The sequence below is a fragment of the Candidatus Alkanophaga liquidiphilum genome, from assembly GCF_053996935.1.
The window spans coordinates 1-18,843 of sequence record NZ_JBMXYC010000027.1 but is presented as its reverse complement, the minus strand read 5'-3'; the positions used below and the strand labels follow the sequence as shown (position 1 = coordinate 18,843).

General features: G+C 53.4%; 17 protein-coding genes. 10 read left to right on the top strand and 7 right to left on the bottom strand.

Going from position 1 to position 18,843, the window contains the following annotated elements; translation table 11 throughout:
• Positions 1 to 39 precede the first annotated feature (39 nt).
• On the top strand, positions 40 to 1,458 hold the full coding sequence (locus ACXJJA_RS03475) for an acetate--CoA ligase family protein (RefSeq protein ID WP_456486837.1): 1,419 nt from the start codon (positions 40 to 42) through the stop codon (positions 1,456 to 1,458).
• A gap of 70 nt (positions 1,459 to 1,528) precedes the next feature.
• Here the strand turns inward: ACXJJA_RS03475 and rtcA are convergent, their stop codons facing one another.
• The 4 genes from rtcA to speB all read right to left on the bottom strand — a co-directional run bounded on the left by rtcA (position 1,529) and on the right by speB (position 8,658).
• Positions 1,529 to 2,557 (bottom strand): RNA 3'-terminal phosphate cyclase, encoded by a 1,029-nt coding sequence (gene rtcA / locus ACXJJA_RS03470; protein ID WP_456486836.1) that lies wholly within the window; start codon positions 2,555 to 2,557, stop codon positions 1,529 to 1,531.
• Between the two features lie 17 nt (positions 2,558 to 2,574).
• Entirely contained in the window at positions 2,575 to 2,946 is a 372-nt protein-coding gene (locus ACXJJA_RS03465) for a hypothetical protein (RefSeq protein ID WP_456486835.1), read from the bottom strand.
• 221 nt (positions 2,947 to 3,167) lie between these two features.
• A complete protein-coding gene (gene polC / locus ACXJJA_RS03460) occupies positions 3,168 to 7,871 on the bottom strand; it encodes a DNA polymerase II large subunit (RefSeq protein WP_456486834.1) in 4,704 nt (1,567 codons plus the stop codon).
• Complete coding sequence (speB, locus tag ACXJJA_RS03455; RefSeq protein ID WP_456486833.1) at positions 7,792 to 8,658, bottom strand: agmatinase; 867 nt, start codon at positions 8,656 to 8,658, stop codon at positions 7,792 to 7,794. Before speB ends, polC begins: the two co-directional genes overlap by 80 nt.
• 78 nt (positions 8,659 to 8,736) lie before the next feature.
• Between speB and ACXJJA_RS03450 the strand changes: the two genes are divergently transcribed.
• The 3 genes from ACXJJA_RS03450 to ACXJJA_RS03440 are packed head-to-tail and all read left to right on the top strand — an operon-like array spanning position 8,737 to position 10,607.
• A complete protein-coding gene (locus ACXJJA_RS03450; RefSeq protein ID WP_456486832.1) occupies positions 8,737 to 8,991 on the top strand; it encodes an ATP-binding protein in 255 nt (84 codons plus the stop codon).
• On the top strand, positions 8,988 to 10,163 hold the full coding sequence (locus ACXJJA_RS03445) for an NAD(P)/FAD-dependent oxidoreductase (RefSeq protein WP_456486831.1): 1,176 nt from the start codon (positions 8,988 to 8,990) through the stop codon (positions 10,161 to 10,163). The genes ACXJJA_RS03450 and ACXJJA_RS03445 overlap by 4 nt, the downstream gene beginning before the upstream one ends.
• Positions 10,164 to 10,196: 33 nt before the next feature.
• Positions 10,197 to 10,607, top strand: coding sequence for a secondary thiamine-phosphate synthase enzyme YjbQ (locus tag ACXJJA_RS03440; RefSeq protein ID WP_456486830.1), 411 nt, complete (start codon positions 10,197 to 10,199; stop codon positions 10,605 to 10,607).
• A gap of 226 nt (positions 10,608 to 10,833) precedes the next feature.
• On the opposite strand, the gene ACXJJA_RS03435 is transcribed toward ACXJJA_RS03440, so the two are convergent.
• Positions 10,834 to 11,742 (bottom strand): NOL1/NOP2/sun family putative RNA methylase, encoded by a 909-nt coding sequence (locus tag ACXJJA_RS03435; protein ID WP_456486829.1) that lies wholly within the window; start codon positions 11,740 to 11,742, stop codon positions 10,834 to 10,836.
• Between the two features lie 40 nt (positions 11,743 to 11,782).
• Here ACXJJA_RS03435 and ACXJJA_RS03430 point away from each other — a divergent pair, with 40 nt between their 5' ends.
• Positions 11,783 to 12,238 carry a (Fe-S)-binding protein gene (locus tag ACXJJA_RS03430; protein ID WP_456486828.1) on the top strand — a complete coding sequence of 152 codons (456 nt, stop codon included), beginning with the start codon at positions 11,783 to 11,785 and terminating at the stop codon, positions 12,236 to 12,238.
• A 100-nt stretch (positions 12,239 to 12,338) separates the two neighbouring features.
• On the opposite strand, the gene ACXJJA_RS03425 is transcribed toward ACXJJA_RS03430, so the two are convergent.
• Complete coding sequence (locus ACXJJA_RS03425) at positions 12,339 to 12,767, bottom strand: NUDIX domain-containing protein (protein WP_456486827.1); 429 nt, start codon at positions 12,765 to 12,767, stop codon at positions 12,339 to 12,341.
• Between the two features lie 34 nt (positions 12,768 to 12,801).
• Here ACXJJA_RS03425 and ACXJJA_RS03420 point away from each other — a divergent pair, with 34 nt between their 5' ends.
• The 3 genes from ACXJJA_RS03420 (at position 12,802) to lysS (ending at position 15,695) form a co-directional block, all read left to right on the top strand.
• A complete protein-coding gene (locus ACXJJA_RS03420; RefSeq protein ID WP_456486826.1) occupies positions 12,802 to 13,587 on the top strand; it encodes an enoyl-CoA hydratase/isomerase family protein in 786 nt (261 codons plus the stop codon).
• 90 nt (positions 13,588 to 13,677) lie between these two features.
• Complete coding sequence (hycI, locus tag ACXJJA_RS03415) at positions 13,678 to 14,193, top strand: hydrogenase maturation peptidase HycI (protein ID WP_456486825.1); 516 nt, start codon at positions 13,678 to 13,680, stop codon at positions 14,191 to 14,193.
• A 5-nt stretch (positions 14,194 to 14,198) separates the two neighbouring features.
• A complete protein-coding gene (lysS, locus tag ACXJJA_RS03410; protein ID WP_456486904.1) occupies positions 14,199 to 15,695 on the top strand; it encodes a lysine--tRNA ligase in 1,497 nt (498 codons plus the stop codon).
• Positions 15,696 to 15,929: 234 nt separating this feature from the next.
• On the opposite strand, the gene ACXJJA_RS03405 is transcribed toward lysS, so the two are convergent.
• Positions 15,930 to 18,008, bottom strand: a complete 2,079-nt coding sequence (locus ACXJJA_RS03405) for a putative cobaltochelatase (protein ID WP_456486824.1) — start codon at positions 18,006 to 18,008, stop codon at positions 15,930 to 15,932.
• Positions 18,009 to 18,214: 206 nt separating this feature from the next.
• Here ACXJJA_RS03405 and ACXJJA_RS03400 point away from each other — a divergent pair, with 206 nt between their 5' ends.
• Positions 18,215 to 18,640: a type I restriction-modification system subunit M N-terminal domain-containing protein gene (locus ACXJJA_RS03400; RefSeq protein WP_456486823.1), complete on the top strand. Its 426-nt coding sequence runs from the start codon at positions 18,215 to 18,217 to the stop codon at positions 18,638 to 18,640.
• On the top strand, positions 18,634 to 18,843 hold a 210-nt coding region (locus tag ACXJJA_RS03395; RefSeq protein ID WP_456486822.1), incomplete at its 3' end, for a hypothetical protein. The genes ACXJJA_RS03400 and ACXJJA_RS03395, both read left to right, overlap by 7 nt.

Below are 18,843 nucleotides of genomic sequence, written 5' to 3'. Positions count from 1 at the left end.
GTTATTTAATTTTCATGTAAAACGCAGAGCAGAAATATTATGGGAGAGATAGGGATTTCAATGAGTCTTGATGAAGTTTTCAACCCCTGCTCGGTGGTCGTGGTCGGCGCCTCTCCTGATGAACGTAAGATGGGACACCAGTGCGTTAAAAGCTTGGTGGAGGCATTTGACGGGGAGATATACGTGGTGAACCCACATGCCAGCCGTATCTTAGGAATTAACTCTTACAAGTCGGTGAGGCAAATACCAGGAAGCGTGGACCTCGCAATCGTCGTCGTCCCCTCGAGCGCTGTGCTTTCCGCAGTTCGTGAGTGTGCGGAGAAAGGCGTCAAGGGCGCCGTCATAATCACAGGAGGCTTCAAAGAGGCGAGCGCCGCCGAGCGTGACGTCGACACAGGCGGCGAGCTTCTACAAGAGCAACTTGCAGCCTTGGCAGAAGAGGCAGGTATGAGGATTATAGGCCCGAATACGTTCGGATTCGTCAACGTCGGTGTGATAAATGCCTCGTTCTCGCCGGTTTTCAACGGGCTGCGGAAGGGGCGTATCGCAATGGTTGGGCAGAGCGGCGGTGTCTGCCACATTTTTGCTTACATGGCAATGAACGAGGGTGTGGGGCTTAACAAGCTTGTGGGGCTTGGCAATAGATGCAATGTGGAATTCTACGACATTTTAGAGTATTTAGAGGAAGACGATGAAACGGATACGATTGCTATGCATATTGAGGGCATAGACGAGCCAAGGAAGCTGATGAACGCAGCGAGAAGAGTCGCAAAGAAGAAGCCTGTCGTTGCATACAAGGTAGGGCGAACAAGAGCTGTGGAGAGAGCGGCACTCTCGCACACGGGCTCGATGGCGGGCGAATATAAGCTTTACGACGCTGCGTTCCGCCAATCTGGTGTCGTCACGGTTAATAGCTGCGAGGAGCTGTTCGATGCTGCTAAGATACTTTCGTTGTGTCAGGACTGCTTGCCGAAGGGCAGGAAGGTTGCGATAATTTCGACGCAGGCGGGCCCCGGCATAATACTGACGGACGAGTGCACGAGCGGCGGCTTGCAGCTTGCGAGGTTCTCTGAGGCTACTGAAAAGAAGCTAAAAAGGTTGCTGCCGCCACTGACGATAAGGGAGAACCCAGTGGACATGGCGTTCATCAGGGATGCGGGGCTCTGGCTGGAAGTTGTAAGGACGGTCTTAGCAGATGACGGCGTGGATGCCCTGATAATTTTCAACTTGTACCACCCCTCGTTCTTGCTGCCGCCTGAGGAAATTGTGGATGCGAGGCGCTGTTACGGGAAGCCACTAATCATGTGCACGAGCTTCCCGCACGAGCTTATGCTGAAAGAGAAAATTAAGTTAGAAGAGGAGGGCGTTCCTGTGTATAGCACGCCCGAACGAGGAGCTAAGGCGCTCATCACTCTTATAAAATATGCGGAGATGAAAAGGAGGATTGAAAGCGGTTAAAATTAATTTGGCTGTCCACTACGAGCGTGAGGCGAGCTGCGGTGGAGTTGCTGTTGATCACGCATTAATCTCAAGGCTCGCATCGCACGACGAACGTATCATTAAATTTTTCGACGGTAAACTTCACGTCGAGGAACTTCTGCGTTATGTAGATGTTAGTGTCGAGGTGTTTTGTCACTTCTCTGACTTTTATCTCCGAAACCTCGCCGTCGGCGGCGGCGAGCGCCATGTAAGGCACGAGTTGGTCCGCGAGATGAACATCGACGGTGGCATTGGACTCAAGCTCACTTAGAATCGCAGCAGCAGCCTCCTCGCCGACGGCTTCCGCCCGCTTTCCCCGCTCGCCGAGGGCGCCCCCTGCCTTAAAGTCCTGCCAGAGAGTGATGCCGCTCCCCGGGCATGGGGTCTCTACCGTTTCGATTACGATGCTGGCGTCGTAGCCACGACTCTCAAGGGCACGAGCGGCGGCTCTCGCCTGCCGCTCCGCAACGTGCCTGGGCAAGGAGCCACAGTGCGAAACTCCTTTGACTTCGTTGCTACGCATCTCAAACTCGGTCAGGATGAAGCGCTTAAGCCCGCCGCTCAGCGGCTCAATGTGCGCTTCGACAACCCCCCCGCCTTTTGGGTAATAGCCACGTCGTAGGAGTCGCAGCGAAACTTCGCAGTTCATTTTTCGCAACGCCTTCAAAAAAACGTTCTTGTAGAAGTCAAAGGGCGGCGACCACGCAACGTCCGTCCCCCCTACAACTCTAAGGCTCGTAGCCTCATCTGCGAAGAGCGCTGCGGGAATCAGGCATTGCAGGAGGAGTGTGATGCTGCCCGCCGTCCCTATATTTATCTCAAGACGCCCCCCCTCAACCCTTGAGGGTAAGAACTCAAGCGTAGTAGAGCGCAGCTTCAAACCCCTCACTTCAGCGTTGCATATTCGGCGGACGGTGTCCACCGCATTCAAATGCTGCGCTGCGAGCCCCGGAATCGGACGATTCGCTCGTATTTTCTCAATGCGAACGGGCTTCCCCGTGACCGCAGAAAGCGCCACCGCCGTCCTTACTATCTGACCGCCACCCTCGCCGTAAGAGCCATCTATCCTCACGTGCATGGTTTTCTCGTTTCGTTTTAGTTTAAATTTGGCTTCCGCTTGCGTAGCGTGCCGCGCCGCTGCTCGTCGCCGTAGCAGCCCCTTAGAAACGACATCGAAAGCAGGACGCTGGACATGTGGAACATCGTCCTCAGCGGCTGGGATGTTTTCATGCCGACATTCAGGATGAAGAGAAATGCGGCGGCATCTGTCGTCCCGAGGGTCAGGCTCAAGCTTGGTGAACCTGTCGGCGCCACTGTTCTCTTCGAGTCTCCGCGTTCGTCCTTCTTGCAAACTTCAGCTGGAGCACTACTGCACGGCTCGTGATTCCTGCAAATCATCTCGTCGTCGGCGAATACGCCTTTGTCGCAACGTTCGAGGAGCGTCACAAGTTTCAGGGAAGTTCCCATGATAACTGTGGAATGGCGGAGCTGTGAACCCCGCAAACCAGCATGGAGATAGGTGAAAAGCCTACTTGAACGCTGGAAGCCCCTTCCGATAGGGAGGGTAGTTCACTCTTCATGTCAGCCCGCAAGCAGTGCGTCGTCTCGTCATTTAAAGCTTGTCAAGCGGAGTCATGGGTTGTTTACGATGCCCTTACAGCTACGTCGCCATAGCTGGAGCCCGCAAACTATTTCTTTTCCAGTCCGCCTGTTCCGAATTCTGAAAGCGAGCGTTGCGTGTTATCAAGGAGCGAGCGGATTTCATTTTCAATGAGAAGGAGGCGTTGCCTTGTGTATTCTGAGACCGCGAACTCTTTAGCGATGTGGAGCGACATGTCCAGATATTTTGCGACGGACGCTGCGTGGACTGTGGGCACAAGCTTGTTCCCGCAGTTGCGGCAGCGTCCGCCAAGTGGCGGTCTTCGGTATTTGGCGTTGCACCGCGTGCAGCGGAACGCCTGCGTGCCGAACGCCCGCAAATTTCCCTTAAGGTCGGGGATGAAATGATGTATGAGGATGCGTTCGGCGACGTCGCTTTCGTCCACAGCTCTTATCATTTTCGCAAGCCGCAGCTGCGCCTCCATCTTTTCACTCATGCTCCCCAAGCTCCTGTAAAGGGATACCGTCGGCGCATTCTGAACATCGGAAACGTCATGTGTGAACGAAAAGCCGTAAGCGCCGCTCTCTCTGACGTCGCATTCGAGCTTTGCCGCCGCAATCTCAATGTCCACGTCCTTCGGACTTTTAAGCTGCAGCGTCGCCTCGTAAAACTCCAAAGGATACCTCTCGCAAATCGAGACGTTGTGCGCCTCCTTGTCTATTTCTTTGGGGTTGATCCAAGTCGTGAGGAGAAGCGGAGCATCCATTTTGCCGCCTCGCTTCTCAGGGAGGAAATGCGTGGAGAAATTCAGCAAGCCGTCGAGCAGGAGCATGACGGCGTCCTCGTCACCATCGCAATCCACGGTTATCAGCCCGCCGACACCGCCAACGAACGTCTTGTTCCCATCGATCACGAAGTCATAAACGTGCTTGCAGCCGCTTTCGACCCACTCGATTCCTTGAACACGCACGAGGATGGCGTCGCCAGCTCCCTCCATACGGACGACCCCTCGTCGCTCGGGAATCGCTTTAAACCCTTTAATTTTTCCGATTTCTACCAAGCTGAGATTCAACAGCTGTTCTACGAGCTCCCGGCTGTAAATACGGGCTTTGAGCTCTCGGTAGGGTTCGCCGGTGGGCGTGCGGGTTTCGTAGCTTATTCCCGGAAACACGCCCAGGGTGAGCATGAGGTAAACGAGGTCGTTCACGAGGTCCTCGCTCACTGAGGTTACTGAAACCTCCTTGCCGACATGCCCGTCGCCGCAGACGAATCCTGATAGAATGCCGAGTGCGAACTTCCGGTTGTTAAACGCCGCCCACGGAATTCTTTTGTCCCGTGCGCCCTTGCCCACGCTAAGCACGCTTACGAAAAATTCGTAAATCGGCTTTCCGCCAGCAACGAGCACGTAAGTGCCGTCTCTCCGCCGCCGCATGGAGGGCTTGTAGCCGAAAACGCTCGTAAACACCTCAGATACGAAATTCAAAAGCTCTTCGTCCTTGTTCACTATTGAAATTTGGTTTAGCGCACCATTGCAACTCGCAAACCCGTTGGCGAGGTAAATCCCGACGAGGAAGCCCAACTCCTCGCTAAGCTCAATTTTTGAGGGTATTGCGATGAACTTCTTGCGGTGCGAGATTCTGAACTCCGCCTCTTCGAGACGCAGGTCAAGAATTTCAGAAAGCTGCGGCAGAACGCTCAGCGGAATGGAGTCCTTGAAGATGGCGGACGTTGGAATTCTGAGGAATTCGCATAGCTTTCTAATGCTGATACCTTTTGCTTTTACCTTTTTCAGAATGAGGGACTTCAAGCCGTGCGCCCGGTACTCATCGCAATCCTTCGATTTCAGGAAGCCGTCTAACGTGCGAATTTCGTGAACGCTGTCTTCTGTCGGGATTTTAGCGGCGGCGAGGACGATGTCGCCGACGCAGAGGTCCATGGCTTCAGCTTCGACGAACCGCTCTCCGTCGAAGACGAGAAACTTGTGATCGGGCGTCACGGTGATGCGCCGCCCGTAATCGGTCTCCACCCGCACGAGCCTGTCCGGCGCCTCCAGCTTGACGAAGTCCTTAGGCTTTCTCCAGACGAGCCGCCCGCCACCGTTGCTGTCGTAGTGAAGGACCTCGATCTCGTCAGGCTTGTAGCTTTCAACGACCTTCTCAATTTCCAGAAGCTTGATGCCCTCTTTGTCCTTAATTAGCACCTTTTCTTTTGGATACAGGCAGTTACGACGCTTAGCTGCATGGAAAAATGGGTGAGCGTAGCACACCTGCGCCTTCGTGAAGCCGACGATGCGGGCGAGCACGCCAGCAGACGTGTGCGGCGCCAACGCAATCACGAGCGCCCCTATCAAGTCCTCCTTCTTCTCCGCATTGTAGTAAGGTTCGAGCCCGTAGAACTTCACGAGAAGCTCGTCCACGAACTTCGAGACTTTCAACAGGTATTCAGCTGCGTCCTCAGAAATGATGATGTCCTGCTGCTTCAGCTCTAAAATCTGGCAATCGCTCTCCAGCGGTCTTCCCAGATAATCGTATGTGTAGCCTAGTTCCTTGGCGGTCTCGACGTCTAACCCTACTTCCCTCGGGAGGAAATGTGTGAGCGGCATGTTCGTGAGGTCGTATCTTATCGTGCCGTCCTTAAAGACGAAGACGCCGTGCTTCGCCCGCAATAAACCCTTTTCGAGAGGCTCCGCTGCCTTGTCCTCTGAAATCAAGCCTTTGACGCCCTTAACGGTCTTCATTTCGGTTCTCTCGTTATCGCCGATGTGCACACCCACGCGCTCAGAAGCTCGCCTTACGATACTTTCGAGGTCAATGCGTTGCTTCTTGCTCACAAACTTCGTGGCAGCTCCGCAACGCTCGCAAACCCTCGAAAATGCAACGTCTCCGCACTTTAAACAGCGGTAAGCCCCTATTTCAACCACAATCGTCCCGTTCTCGCTTTTTTCGAGAGCTTCTCTTAGCGAACGGTTGACGCCGCCGTAGTCGCCAAGTGGGAAGAGAACATGCGGCGCTGGCTTCATCTTTCGCTCTTTAGACTTTTCAGGACGCCCCATTCGCGCTCCGACCCTCGTCGGCGCCTTGTTCCTCACGTTTATGCAGGAGCCGAACCACGCTAAGTTCGCTTTCAGCCTGCCGTTTTCAGACTCTATATTTAAGCACTTCAGCAGTGGTAATGCGTCCTCTACAAAAATGATGCCATCTTTCACCCTGTGCGGGACGAGCAAGTCCTCTAATATCCTTTTTACCCGCCTCTCATGAGGGATGTGTAAGTTCTTGCCGTTGAAATTCCCGTTTTTGACTATAAACTCGGCGAAGAATGCTTTGTCCTCAGGAGAAAGGTCGTCCCAGAGGAACGTGTATTTCGGATGCAGAGGCACTCCATACCTCTCAGAGAGGAAAACAGCCTCTTCGGGCGTCGGCATCCTCCTCTTGAAACGTAAAGCCTCCTTCTTCGAGACTCTTTCCAGTTCCGCAAGCCACCACTCGTGAGAGTAGGCAGCGGGCAATAGAACATGGTTGTTTTCGAGGAAATCGCCATAATCTATCAAAATCTCGCCTAAGTCCAAAATCTCAGTGATTTTGTCCTTGAGGTGGCAGGCTTCCTCGACACCGTCTATACGGACTACACTTTCACCTATTTTTACCGTCGGACCCTCTATGGAGTCCACGGGGGCGACGCAAGCGCCCTTCCCAGGAAGTTCGACTTTGAGTTGCGTGCCGACAGCAGTAAAGCCCAGAATCTCCATGGTTGCGGGGTTTAAGCCGATAGCTGCAAGTCCCGTGTTGCGAGCACGCCCGTAGCGGAGGCGGAAGCCACCCTTACGTGAGGGATGCGCTAAGACCGGTCTTCCTGCGATAATGTCTTTCAAGAAGCTTGCCTCGTCGCTCTCGCCTGTTTTGCCCTTTATCTTTTCAAGCCAGCCCCACCCCGCAATCCCGAGCGCCTCTACATACTTCTTCAGCTTCGGCGCCTTCAGCGCTATGCCCTCCGAGATGACGAGCACCATTCCTCCCCTTATCTTGTTCGTCTCGACCCTTTTGAGGTCTCTGTAGCCCTCTACTTCCTGCTCCTCGGTCGGCTCGCCGTCTATGCAGACAGGGCAATTCCTGACAATTAAGCGGACTTCATCGTCACTCGGCGTGTATTGCAGCGTTTTGTAGCGGCGATACATGGAAATTTCAAGGACATAGCGCTCCACTTCCTCCTCATTTGGTTTGTATTCCGAGAAACCGAGCGCCCTGCGGACGTAGTCGGCGACGAGCACAGAAAGTGCCTGAGCGGTGCCGCCGGCGCTCCTTATCGGGCCTGAATAAAAAACTCGGACGTATTGTGTGCCATCGTCGTTTTTGCCTACGGCAGCTCTTGAAATGCCCTCGATGGGAGCGGCAACCACGCCCTCGGTGAGCACAGCAACCGCAACCCGCACGGCGTCCTCGACAGCCTCTATCTTGGAGCTATGCCTCTTAAACTTACCTTCAGCCACTTCCAATCCAATTTTGAGCGCTGCAACTTCTCTACCATGCTCTCGCTCAAGCTCTCTTATTCTATCCGCTATGCCGCTTATCCCGACGAGCGCCTCTACTCTTTCGGCTAAGTCTTTTGCTACTTTTATCTCAGGCGTGGTTTCGAGGTCGTAGCCGCGGCTGCGAGCCGCCTTTGCGATTCCAAGCTCACGCTTAAGCCTGCTGCTTAGCAACTCATAATAGTTAAAACTACCCTTCTGCCTCTCGTTCCCAAAAGCATGCAAGGATTTCCAAGACGATTTTCGCAGCGATGATGCTCGTGAGTTCATTTACATCCAGCCTCGGATTCACCTCTACAACATCACACGAAACTACATTCCCCGCTTTTATTATCTCCCTTATCAGATAAATCAGTTCGGAGACGCTAAGTCCTTCGGGTTCGGGGTCTTCGACGCCCGGCGCATAACACGGGTCGAGCACGTCCATGTCCACAGAGAGGTGCACGATGCCGCCGGAAGCGGCGAAGTCGGCAAGTTCCTCAGCAACACGACCGAGCCCTTCGCCTTTAGTGACATCAGCGCCGTAAATGTGCAACGAGCCGCTCTGGATGATGCCGAACTCCTCATGCGAACACGAACGCACGCCAACCTCTGCGATGTTTTCGAAGCCTACGACCTCGGCGACACGTCGCATCACGCACGCATTTGAAAACCTGTTTTTCAGATACGAATCCCGAAGGTCGACGTGCGCATCGAACGAGATTACTTTCACTTTTCCCGTTTTCGCTGTTAAACTCTTCACGACGGGCAGCGTCACGGAGTGGTCGCCACCTAAGAATATCAAACGTCCTTTAAAGTTGCCTGTGCGGGCGTTCAGGCGTTTATGCAATCTTTTGTAGCTGAGAGCACGCACGTCACCAAAGTCGTAGAAACGTGCCATCGAAACTTCAAGCTTCTGCCGCCACAGAAAAGATTCAAGCCTGTGTGACGCCGCACGTATGGCGGCAGCGCCCTCCTTAGCCCCCTTTATGAACGAATTTTTGTCAAACGGAATCCCGAATATCCCATATTCAGCCTTGCTTGCGTCTTTACCTATGAGCGAGCCTATAAACTTCATGTTTAACAATTTTCGGGCGGCGAAGAAAAAACTGCACACTATAAATGTAACGATTTTTATGAAAGATTGGGGGTTGGTATGGGACTACGGCTTTCTTACCCCATAAAAGCCAAGGAGATAAGGATAGACGAGCAGAAATGCGAGGGCGAGGGCTTGTGCGTGAAAATCTGCTCCCGTGGATGTTTCGTGGTGGAAGGCAGCGTTGCTAAGGTTACGGATAAGGATTTGTGCTTGGTATGCCATGCGTGCGAGGTCGTCTGCCCGGAAGGCGCCATAGAGGTAGTTGAGGAAGTCTTAGGGACTGATGTAGAAGCCGCGGAGGCGTCGGCATGAGATATGACGTTATAGTTGTGGGCGGGGGTCCTGCGGGCGCCACCGCTGCGAGGATAACTGCTGAGAAGGGGCTTTCCGTTTTGCTCCTTGAGAAGTTCAAGTTTGACAGAGAGAAAGCATGCGGCGGCGTGGTCCAGGGCATAACACTTGAGAGGTTCGACCTGCCCAAGAAAGTTAAGGAGACTTTTGAAAGGAACGCTATGGGTGCTTTTCTCTGCGCGCCCTCCGGCAATTACGTCAAGGTTCTCAGCGAGGAGCCTTTAGGAAAGTTCGTGTGGCGGAGCCGCTTTGATAAAGCGCTTGTGGAGTGGGCGCACGACAAAGGGGCTGAGACGAGAGAGCTTACCAGAGTGAGCGACCTAATAATAAAGGAGGGGTTCGTGCGTGGCGTGGTTGTAAAGTCCAAAGGCAAGACTGAAGACCTTGAGGCGGGCGTGGTGATAGGCGCTGATGGCTTCTACTCGTTCGTAGCAAGACGCTTGGGACTTCTTCAGACAAAGTTGGATAGAATCGCCGCTCAGTATTCGTTCCACATGGCGATGCCTGAAAGGGAGATAGATGAGAAAATCGGGGATGTTTTCGAGAGCTATTATGGAACGCCGGAATATCCTGCAAACATGTGGATATCGCCGAAAAAAGAGGGGGTCTCGGTAGCGGCAGGCATCATGCTTTCCGAAATGGCGGAGATGAAGATGACGTTGCGGGAGCTGGTCAGCTACATGATCAAACACCACCCAATAATGGCGGAGAAACTGAAGAATGCGAAGACCGTCCTTGAGCAGCCGTCCATGATTTTCTATCCTGGGACTGTCTCAAAACCCCACTACAACGGCGCGATACTCGCAGGTGAAGCCGCTGGGCACACTGTTGCGGCGACGGGCGCCGGCATACACTGGAGCATGGTCGGCGGGGAGCACGCAGCTACGGCAGTGGCGAACGCCTTGGAAAAGGACGACGTCAGCGAGGCGGCGCTTAGCGAGGGGGACAGGCTCGTCAAGGAGGAAATAGGCGAGTATTTGGAGCTAGGCATGAAGATGCGGGCGAAGACCTTCGACGTGAAGGGTCGTGAAATGCTTATAGAGGGGCTGAAGGCAAGCGAGGCTGCAAGAAAAATGTTCTTGGAAATGCTCTCTGGCAAAGCCCGATTCACAGAAACCGCAAGGTTCTGGTAACTTCCTATTTTTTTTCCTTCCCAACTTGAATTCATGAAAGTGTTTGTTGAAGAAATAGGTGTGCGGAGCGAGACGCCTGTGGACATCTTGGATGTGACCGAAAAGATTTTAAGCGTCGTTCGGCGGAGCGGCGTGCGTAATGGCGTTGTCGTTGTGTTCACGAAGCACACAACAGCTGCCGTTGCGATAAACGAGAACGAGAGACGGCTGAAGCAGGACGTGCTTTCCGTGCTCCAAAAACTCGTGCCTAAAGGTGCGGGCTACAAGCACGATGAAATTGACGATAACGCTCATGCGCACATACAGGCGATGCTCCTTGGCGTCAGTGAAGCTATACCGATAAACGATGGTGAGCTACAGCTCGGCACTTGGCAAAGAGTGTTCTTCGTGGAACTCGACGGACCACGCTCGAGACGGCTAACGATACAAATCATAGGAGAATAGTGGAAGAGCAAAGTAAAACGGTAAAGAATCACCGGAATCTACGAAGAGAAGAGAGAAATATAAAGAACGAGTTGCATTTGAATTTGGAGAATCGCTCCTCATGCACAGGGGAGTCTCTTAACAAGAGTCCGTTTATTCGAGGTGTAGGCTGGGAGAGTCCAAATTATGAATCAAAGTTACGTGGTTATTTGTTCATATCAACTTGTGACGTGTGATGGCAGAGCTCTCAGCTCACTTTCTTGAACTTAGCCACGAAGAAGCCACCGGAGTCGCTGAGATGCGGGTAGAAGCGGGCGCACTTCTGGACTTCGCTGCTGAATTTCTTGCCTTGCCACTCTTCCACACCATGCTCGTGTTTTAATGCGACGTTCACGGGCTCCAGCCGCAGGCCCTCGAATCTGCTGAGGATGAAATCCACGACTTCTTCATTCTCTTCGGGCGCAAAAGTGCAGGTAGAATACACGAGCGTGCCGCCTTTTTTTAAGAGACGAACGGCTCTCAGCATCAGTCCCTTCTGCAGCCGACTCAGGCTCTTAATCGCGCCGAGGGGCACGCCCTCGAAGACGTTCCAGTCCTTGCGCACATTGCCCTCACAAGAACAAGGCGCATCAACAAGTATCTTGTCGAATTTGACTTTTAGGGGAAAACTCCTGCCGTCGAACGTCGTGATTCCGACGTTCACGACGCCGAGCCGCTCGCAATTCCAGCGCAGCGCCGGGACCTTGCCGCTACTTTTATCGTTAGCGACGATGAAGCCCCTGTTCTGCATGATTTGCGAGATTTGCGTCGTCTTGTTGCCGGGCGCCGCACAGAGGTCCAGCACAAGCTCGCCCGCTTTGGGCTCGAGGACGACCGGCGGAATCATCGAAACTTCCTCTTGCCCGTGGATGTTCCCGACGAGGTAGTCATAAGCGAGCGCTTTTATCGAGGCTTTAATACGAAGCCCGTGCGCATACCAGCTAAACTCCTGAAACTCAATGCCTTTCTCCCGCAGCCTGCGTTTCGCCTCTTTCGTCGTGGTTTTGAGCGTGTTCACTCGTATTGTCGTCGGAAGTTTTCGTTGCGCTGCCTTCATGAAGCCGTCAAAGTCCGGAATTATGTCCTTATACCGGGCAAGCTTGCAGATTTTCGTCATTTCCTCAAAGTTTTTTTGACATTCTTTCCAAAAGAGAAGTATGCCGGTTTCGCCGTTTCAGATTTATACCTTGCTGCCGAAGACGAACTGCAAGAAGTGTGGTTACATCTGTATGGGTTTTGCCGCCGCCCTCGCTTCGATGGAGGCGCGGCCCGAAGATTGCCCTGAGTTGCTGAAGCCTGAGTTTGCGGAGAACCTCAAAAAGATAAAAGAGTTGCTGCCGACGGGCGAGAAGGCTGAAACAGGGCTGATAATCACGGAGGAGCGATGTATAGGTTGCGGCGTCTGCGTGGTCGTTTGCGAGGAGAACAGGGCGAGCGAGGAAATCGCCGCAGGCAAGGGTCCGAGGTTCGACGCCGCCGTGGTCCTTCGTGTTGAAGACGGCGTGATAAAGCTCGTGAGTCCTGAAAAGTGCAAGCGGACGTTCAAAACGCCAGTTTTCTGCAGGGCATGCGTTGAGCACTGCCCAACCGGCGCCATAGAGCTTGTTGGTTGACGAGAAGGCTATAGTGCCGCACGTGGCTGATGACCGCTTTACACCGCTCGTCGGATACGCTGGCGCCGCATGATGCCGCAGCACGACACGCAACACCGTGCTAATCAACAACGCCCGCGATCTTCAGCAGTTTTTTCGTGTCCTCATGAAGCTCGTCCCAGAGCCGCAGTATGTCCTCTTTGCTCGCCCAAAGCGCCTCACCAACGTCGTCATCGGGCTTCAGCTCCCCGCCGACAACTTCCGCCAAATAATCTATATAAATGACGTGGAGCTTCGTTTCGTCATTCTCCTTGACTATTCGCTCGAACGGGATGAGAGGGCGTGTTAGTTTTATATGTAGGTGCGTTTCTTCTGCCACTTCCCTCAAAATTCCATCCTCTATGCTTTCTCCCAATTTCAGTCTCCCGCCGGGGCATATCCACTTCCCGGACCAGAAGCTTTTATGCTCGGGGACGTGCCTCACGAGCAGAATTCTCCCACGGCGGTCTTTTATCACGGCGCCCACAGCCACTACTATTTGCCCTCCCATAATCTTACAAAATATAATTATCAAAAGAGATAGCATGGAAACGATTCTTCTGGAGAAAGATGATGAAGGGGTGGCGACGATCACGCTGAACCGCCCCAAAGCGTTGAATGCCTTCAACATGAAGATGTTTGAGGAACTTTCGGCTGCGGTGAGCGACGTGCGTTCTGACCGCAACGTGAAAGTCGTAATCATAACCGGCGCCGGTCGCGCATTCAGTTCGGGCATCGACATCACGATGCTCGACGAGTTCAAGAAAATGGGCTTAGCGGCGATAAGAGACTTCATAAGAAGGGCGCAAGGCACGTTGAACGCTCTTGAAGATATGGAGAAGCCTGTAATTGCGGCGATTAACGGCTACGCTTTAGGTTTAGGTTGCGACCTGACGCTGGCGTGCGATATCAGGATTGCTTCTGAAGATGCGGGGTTCGGCGAGTTTTACGTGCGTGTCGGGCTCGTCCCCGACATGGGCGGGACGCAACGCCTCCCCCGAATCGTAGGAGTCGGAAAGGCGAAAGAGCTGATATTTACGGGCAAAATGATAGACGCAAAGGAGGCAGAAAGGATACGCTTGGTGAATAAGGTCGTTCCGAAGGACAAGCTCATGGACGAAGCAAGAGCGTTTGCGCTACGCCTTGCAAAAGGTCCAACCGTGGCTATCGGGCTTGCGAAAATCGCAATTAACAAAGGGCTCGGCACTGATATCAAGACGGGTTTGGAATATGAAGTCCATGCGCAGAGCATTTGCTTCCAGACTGAAGACGTGGAGGAGGGTATAAAAGCATTCTTGGAGAGGAGAGAACCGAAGTTCAAGGGGCGTTAGTTGGTGGTGGGAGTGATAGATTTGCAGTTTGCTACACCATTGGGCTGTAATCCGACAACCCCTTAATTTTTATCATATAATCTCCTTGCAGTGGGGAGCGAAGGCTCTGAGTTTGAAAGCACGTTAGTGGTGCGGCTAAAGAACGCCCGCAGCGTAGTCGTGTTCGGCGTGGGCAATGAGCTTCGGGGCGACGATGCCGCTGGGCGGCTCGTAGCCGAACGCCTTAAGGGTTTCGAGTGTGGAATCGAGGTAAAGAGCTTTGCGGTAGGTGCCGCCCCTGAGAACTTCACTGGTATTCTGAGGGAGCTAAAGCCATCGCATGTTATTTTTGTGGACGCTGCAGATTTCAGTGGCTATGCGGGCGAGGCGAGGGTCATTGGAGAGGGCGAAATCATGGAAGGGACGCCCTCAACACATACCGTCTCTTTAAATGTGCTTGCAAAATACATCAGGATGCAATACGGCTGTGAGGTTATAGTGGTAGGAATACAGCCCAAAAACACGTCTTTCAGCGCCGAAGTTTCGCCCGAAGTGCGGGCGGGCGTCGAGGCTCTTGCGGCTTCTCTCAAGAAAATCTTTTCTTCAATAGCGGCGAATAGCAGGTGACGGTGATGAGCGGCGAGAAGACTACCAAACATTGGGCGGAGGAAATAGCTGAGGAGGTGTTCAAGCGGCGTAGCGCAAAAAAGCACGTCGTAGCTACGGGAATAACACCTTCGGGACATATCCACATCGGAAACCTCCGTGAAATAATAATAGCGGATGCCGTTCGTAATGCACTTTTGAAGCAAGGCGTAGATGCCGAAATGATATACGTGGGAGACACCTATGACCCGCTGCGGCGCCGTTACCGATTTTTGCCAGAGGGCTATGAGAAGCACATCGGGAAGCCGCTGTCTGAGATTCCTGACCCTGAAGGTTGCTGTAAAAACTACGCAGAGCATTTTCTTAACCCGTTTTTGGAATCTTTGGAGGAGCTTGGTATAAAAATAAAGCTTTACAGAGCGGACGAGCTTTACAAGCGTGGCGCATACGCCGACGCAATAAAAACGGCGTTGGAGCAGCGTGCTGATATAAAGAGGATAATCGATGAGGCTACAAAGCGGCGGTCTCCCGAGGACTGGAGCCCGTTCAACCCGATATGCGAGAGTTGCGGGCGCCTCACGACGACGAAGGTTAAGGGATTCGATGCTGACGGTGCGTTTTACGAGTGCGAGTGTGGGCATGGCGGCTTCGCCTCTTTCAAGGGCGGCGGGAAGCTGACGTGGCGTGTGGACTGGGCGGCACGCTGGAAGATTTTAGGCGTCACGGTTGAACCTTTCGGTAAGGACCATGCGGTGGCGGGCGGCTCCTACGACACCGGCGTCCGCATCTCCAAGGAAATCTACGGCTACGAGCCGCCGTTCCCCATTCCCTTCGAGCACATCATCCTGAAGTTAGGGGGGCAGCTGGCGAAGATGTCGAGTTCTGCAGGCGTCAATATCCCAGTGAAAGAGATTCTGGAGGTCGTTCCGCCCGAAATTTTAAAGTATGCGATTCTGAGGACGAAACCCGAGCGCCACATCGAGTTCGACCCGTCGCTAGGGCTTCTCAGCATAATTGATGAGTACGAGCGGAGATTTGCAGCGGACGAGGTTCCGTTTAGGCACATGGTGATGCTCGTCCAACTGGGGCGGCGTCCACACTCCGAGGAAGTGAATCTTTCGTTAGTGAGGGCAGCGGCGGAGCGGAGCGGCTACGCCGTCAAGGACAAAGAGGCGTTTGCGAGGAAAGCGAGGTATGCGGAGCGCTGGCTGCAACGTTTTGCGCCCGAGAGCATGAAGTTCGAGCTGAAGACGGCGCTGCCGCCGGAAGCGAAGACGCTGACCGAAGAGCAGAAAACGGCGCTGCAGGCGTTGGCTTCGATGCTCAAGGAGGGCATGACGGCGGAGGAGCTGCACGACGCCATTTATGCAGCGGCGAAGGGCGCCGGGATAAAAGGCACCGACGCCTTCCGGGCGGTTTACATTGCGCTCTTAGGGAAGCCGTCGGGACCAAGGGCCGGCTGGTTCTTAGCATCGTTGGATAAGAAGTTTGTTAAAAGACGGTTTTTAGAGGCGGCTGCGTGACCTCCTCCCCTCACTGAAGGGGCATCCGACGGATGCACGAGGTTGGGGAGTGTGCCCGATTGCTGCGGCGCTCCCCTTCGAGCTGAGCACGCAGCTCCTGACCGCAGGTTATACCCACAGCTTCGTCACATATTCATAGAACGCAAGTATATAAATACTTTCCTACCCATCTCCCCTGCTGCCGCCTCCTTAAGGAGGGGAGTAGTAGCAACATCTTCCTAAATAGAAGTGCATCTAAAGCCGCCACATCTCGTTAGAAATTATTCCGCTTATCTCCTCAGAGGAGAGCTGTGAGAGCGAGTAGTAGCTGCCGCCTGAGAGTTCGGCGATTTCGCGGCAATAGCCGAGCTTAAAGTTCTGCTGTCCATTCATCGCCGCCGTAGCTATTTCCGTTGCCACGGTCATCAAGCTCCCTTCAGCCGCCTCCGTGTCTATGACGACGACGTAAATATTCTCCTTATGGGCGAGCTCTGCGAGCGTCGCCAGCTCCTCGTATATATCGCCACCCCATAAAGGAACGTTCGCTCTGCCGTCGGAGACGAGGACAAGCATTTTTGCGTCTGCGTTGTGTTTCTGCCCTTCGGCGGCAAGCATGCGGAGTCCAAGTTCGAAACCTGCGGCGAGGGGCGTCCTCCCGCCAGTCGGGAGTTCCTCGAGCTGCTTCAACGCAAGATCCACGCTCGAACACAGCGGCAGTAGAACCTCTGCGGATGCGCCCCTGAAAGCTACGAGCCCTACCCGATCTCTGCTCTTATAGGAGTCAAGCAGCAGCGAAAGCACGGCACCCTTCGCCGCCTCCATTCTTCGCATTGCTGCCATCGAGCCGCTGGCGTCCACCACGAAGACGACGGCGGCGGACGCCTTTCTCTTGAAAACTTTCTCTCTTATATCTTCCATTTCTATCAAGATGGCGTTTTTCCCGCCCCGACGCTCTTTCTGCTTTGGTGCAGCGGCTCTTATCGTAGCGTCAAGAGCGACGTTCATGCTCGGAGGCATGCGTTTCGGGATGCGATACCCGACGTATTTGCCCCTCGTCGAGAAAGTTTCAAGCTTCCTGCCACTTTTCACGCCGAGCGGCGGCTTCCTTCGCTTAAAAGAAATTTGGCTCGTGTCTACAGGCTCGCCCACGCCGAACAAATACTCCTCCGTAGGCTGTCCGCTACTTTGTTCCCGAGACTCATGCTCATGTTTATGGTGCTCACCTCCGCTTTCCTCCTCTTGTTGCTGTTGTTCTCGTTTTTCAGGCTCATCCGCCTTTTGATGTTTGTGGTCATGTTTTTCTTGTGCCTGTTTTAACGTCTCCTTAAGACGTTCTTCATCAAGTCTCGGCGGCTCAAAGGGCTTTTTACGCATGCGGTGCGGGAGTGCGAGTTGCATGGCTTCCTCCACGTCCTCAAGCGTAACCTCAGTCCGTCCTTCAAAAGCGGCGATGGTCTTCGCAGTCCGCACCGTCGTGATTTCCGCACGATGTGTCCGCACGCCAAGCTCGATGCACGCCTCTGCGATTATGCGTAAAAGCTCGTCGCTTATCTTCACGTCGCTCAGCAATTCTTTCGCTTTCAGAATTTTCGAGCGTAATAGTCCCTGCTGTCGTTCGTATTTCCGGCGGAAGCCCTCGGAGTCCTGCTCGAACTCCTCGGCGATTTTCGCGATCTCAACACGCTTCTCCACGTCTTCTATGCTCTCGACCTCGACCTGAAGCCCGAACCTGTCGAGGAGCTGCGGGCGGAGCTCGCCCTCTTCTGGGTTCATTGTGCCGACGAGGATGAACTTCGCAGGATGTGCAACGGAGATCCCTTCACGTTCCACGACGTTCACGCCGAGCGCCGCCGCATCCAAAAGAACGTCAGCAACGTGATCATCAAGCAGGTTAACCTCATCTATGTAAAGAATCCCACGGTTCGCCGCCGCCAGAATGCCCGGTTCCAGCGCTTTTATTCCCTCTTTGATCACACGCTCCACGTCCAGCGTCCCGACCACCCTATCTTCGGTGGCGCCCAGCGGGAGGTCCACGACCGTCATTTTACGACGCATAATCCCGAGCGTCTCACCTCGCAAAAACCTCTCGTAGCAGGCGTCGCACATCTCCGTCGGGTCTCGCGGGTTGCAGTTGAACGGACAGCCCTTCACAACCTCGATCTCTGGCAGGAGTTCCGCCAGTGCTCTCACCGCAGTTGATTTCGCAGTGCCTTTCTCGCCCCTTATCAGGACGCCTCCGATTCTCGGATTTATGGCGTTAAATATCAACGCCTTTTTCATTTGATCCTGCCCGACGATCGCAGCGAACGGGAGCACCCCTTTCCTGAGCCTCATCCTCGCACCTCAAACCTCACCATAAAGTGGGAGACCATCTTAATAAAGTCACCTACTTTTGTAAGAAATGCTACATGATACTAATGTCTTAAGAAATTTTATGCTCCGCTTGAAGCATCCCAGGCAATGGCTTGGGCTTTGGGAAGAGGGCATATTTATGGGTGAAAAAGGAAAATGATGAAGGTTGCCTATTATGCGGTGATTGGATGACCCAACGCACGTTATTTCAGAAGCCGTTGGATTCGAGGGGGGAGCTTAACGCCCTCGTTGATAAGGCGGCGGACATCATCAGGACTGCAACCGATTACAAGTTCATTCTCGTCCTGCTTCTCATGAAAAGGATGAGTGACGTCTGGAGGGGCGAGTTTGAGGAGAAAAAGAAGGAGTTTATTGAGAAATTTAAGTTAGACAGGGATGTTGCTGAAAAGGAAGCTGAAAAAGAGGTTTATCACACTTACAACTTGCGGAGAGGTCTGTTATGGGAGGAGGTGACCAAGGACGTTAGGAGGCTTCCAGAAAACCTTTCAAATGCCTTAAGGGAGGTTGCCGAGCTCAACGAGGAGCTAAAAGGGATCTTAGACAGGTTTAATTTCTTAGAGTTTACGGTTCAGGAGCACAGGGAGAGGTGTTAAAATATGTCATCGCTCATGAGCTGGCACATCTCGTTGTCAAGAGATATACCTTTAAGAAGACGTTGCTGCTAATTCCTACTTTTTCAAAGGTAGGATACAGCAGGGGAGGTGGGTGGGTAGGTTTTTATAATATAGCTATCATATGGAGAGGCAGGAAGCGAAATGATAACCTACAAGTTCAGGTTATATCCGACGGAGGAGCA

What these genes read in the sequence shown, in the direction of transcription:
- lysS (WP_456486904.1), top strand. Translation starts at nt 14,199, where the DNA reads ATGAGCGGCGAGAAGACTACCAAACATTGGGCGGAGGAAATAGCTGAG.
- speB (WP_456486833.1), bottom strand. Translation starts at nt 8,658, where the DNA reads ATGAAGTTTATAGGCTCGCTCATAGGTAAAGACGCAAGCAAGGCTGAA.
- ACXJJA_RS03405 (WP_456486824.1), bottom strand. Translation starts at nt 18,008, where the DNA reads ATGAGGCTCAGGAAAGGGGTGCTCCCGTTCGCTGCGATCGTCGGGCAG.
- ACXJJA_RS03440 (WP_456486830.1), top strand. Translation starts at nt 10,197, where the DNA reads ATGAAAGTGTTTGTTGAAGAAATAGGTGTGCGGAGCGAGACGCCTGTG.
- ACXJJA_RS03475 (WP_456486837.1), top strand. Translation starts at nt 40, where the DNA reads ATGGGAGAGATAGGGATTTCAATGAGTCTTGATGAAGTTTTCAACCCC.
- ACXJJA_RS03445 (WP_456486831.1), top strand. Translation starts at nt 8,988, where the DNA reads ATGAGATATGACGTTATAGTTGTGGGCGGGGGTCCTGCGGGCGCCACC.
- ACXJJA_RS03465 (WP_456486835.1), bottom strand. Translation starts at nt 2,946, where the DNA reads ATGGGAACTTCCCTGAAACTTGTGACGCTCCTCGAACGTTGCGACAAA.
- ACXJJA_RS03425 (WP_456486827.1), bottom strand. Translation starts at nt 12,767, where the DNA reads ATGGGAGGGCAAATAGTAGTGGCTGTGGGCGCCGTGATAAAAGACCGC.
- ACXJJA_RS03400 (WP_456486823.1), top strand. Translation starts at nt 18,215, where the DNA reads ATGACCCAACGCACGTTATTTCAGAAGCCGTTGGATTCGAGGGGGGAG.
- polC (WP_456486834.1), bottom strand. Translation starts at nt 7,871, where the DNA reads ATGAACTCACGAGCATCATCGCTGCGAAAATCGTCTTGGAAATCCTTG.
- ACXJJA_RS03435 (WP_456486829.1), bottom strand. Translation starts at nt 11,742, where the DNA reads ATGACGAAAATCTGCAAGCTTGCCCGGTATAAGGACATAATTCCGGAC.
- ACXJJA_RS03450 (WP_456486832.1), top strand. Translation starts at nt 8,737, where the DNA reads ATGGGACTACGGCTTTCTTACCCCATAAAAGCCAAGGAGATAAGGATA.
- rtcA (WP_456486836.1), bottom strand. Translation starts at nt 2,557, where the DNA reads ATGCACGTGAGGATAGATGGCTCTTACGGCGAGGGTGGCGGTCAGATA.
- ACXJJA_RS03430 (WP_456486828.1), top strand. Translation starts at nt 11,783, where the DNA reads ATGCCGGTTTCGCCGTTTCAGATTTATACCTTGCTGCCGAAGACGAAC.
- ACXJJA_RS03420 (WP_456486826.1), top strand. Translation starts at nt 12,802, where the DNA reads ATGGAAACGATTCTTCTGGAGAAAGATGATGAAGGGGTGGCGACGATC.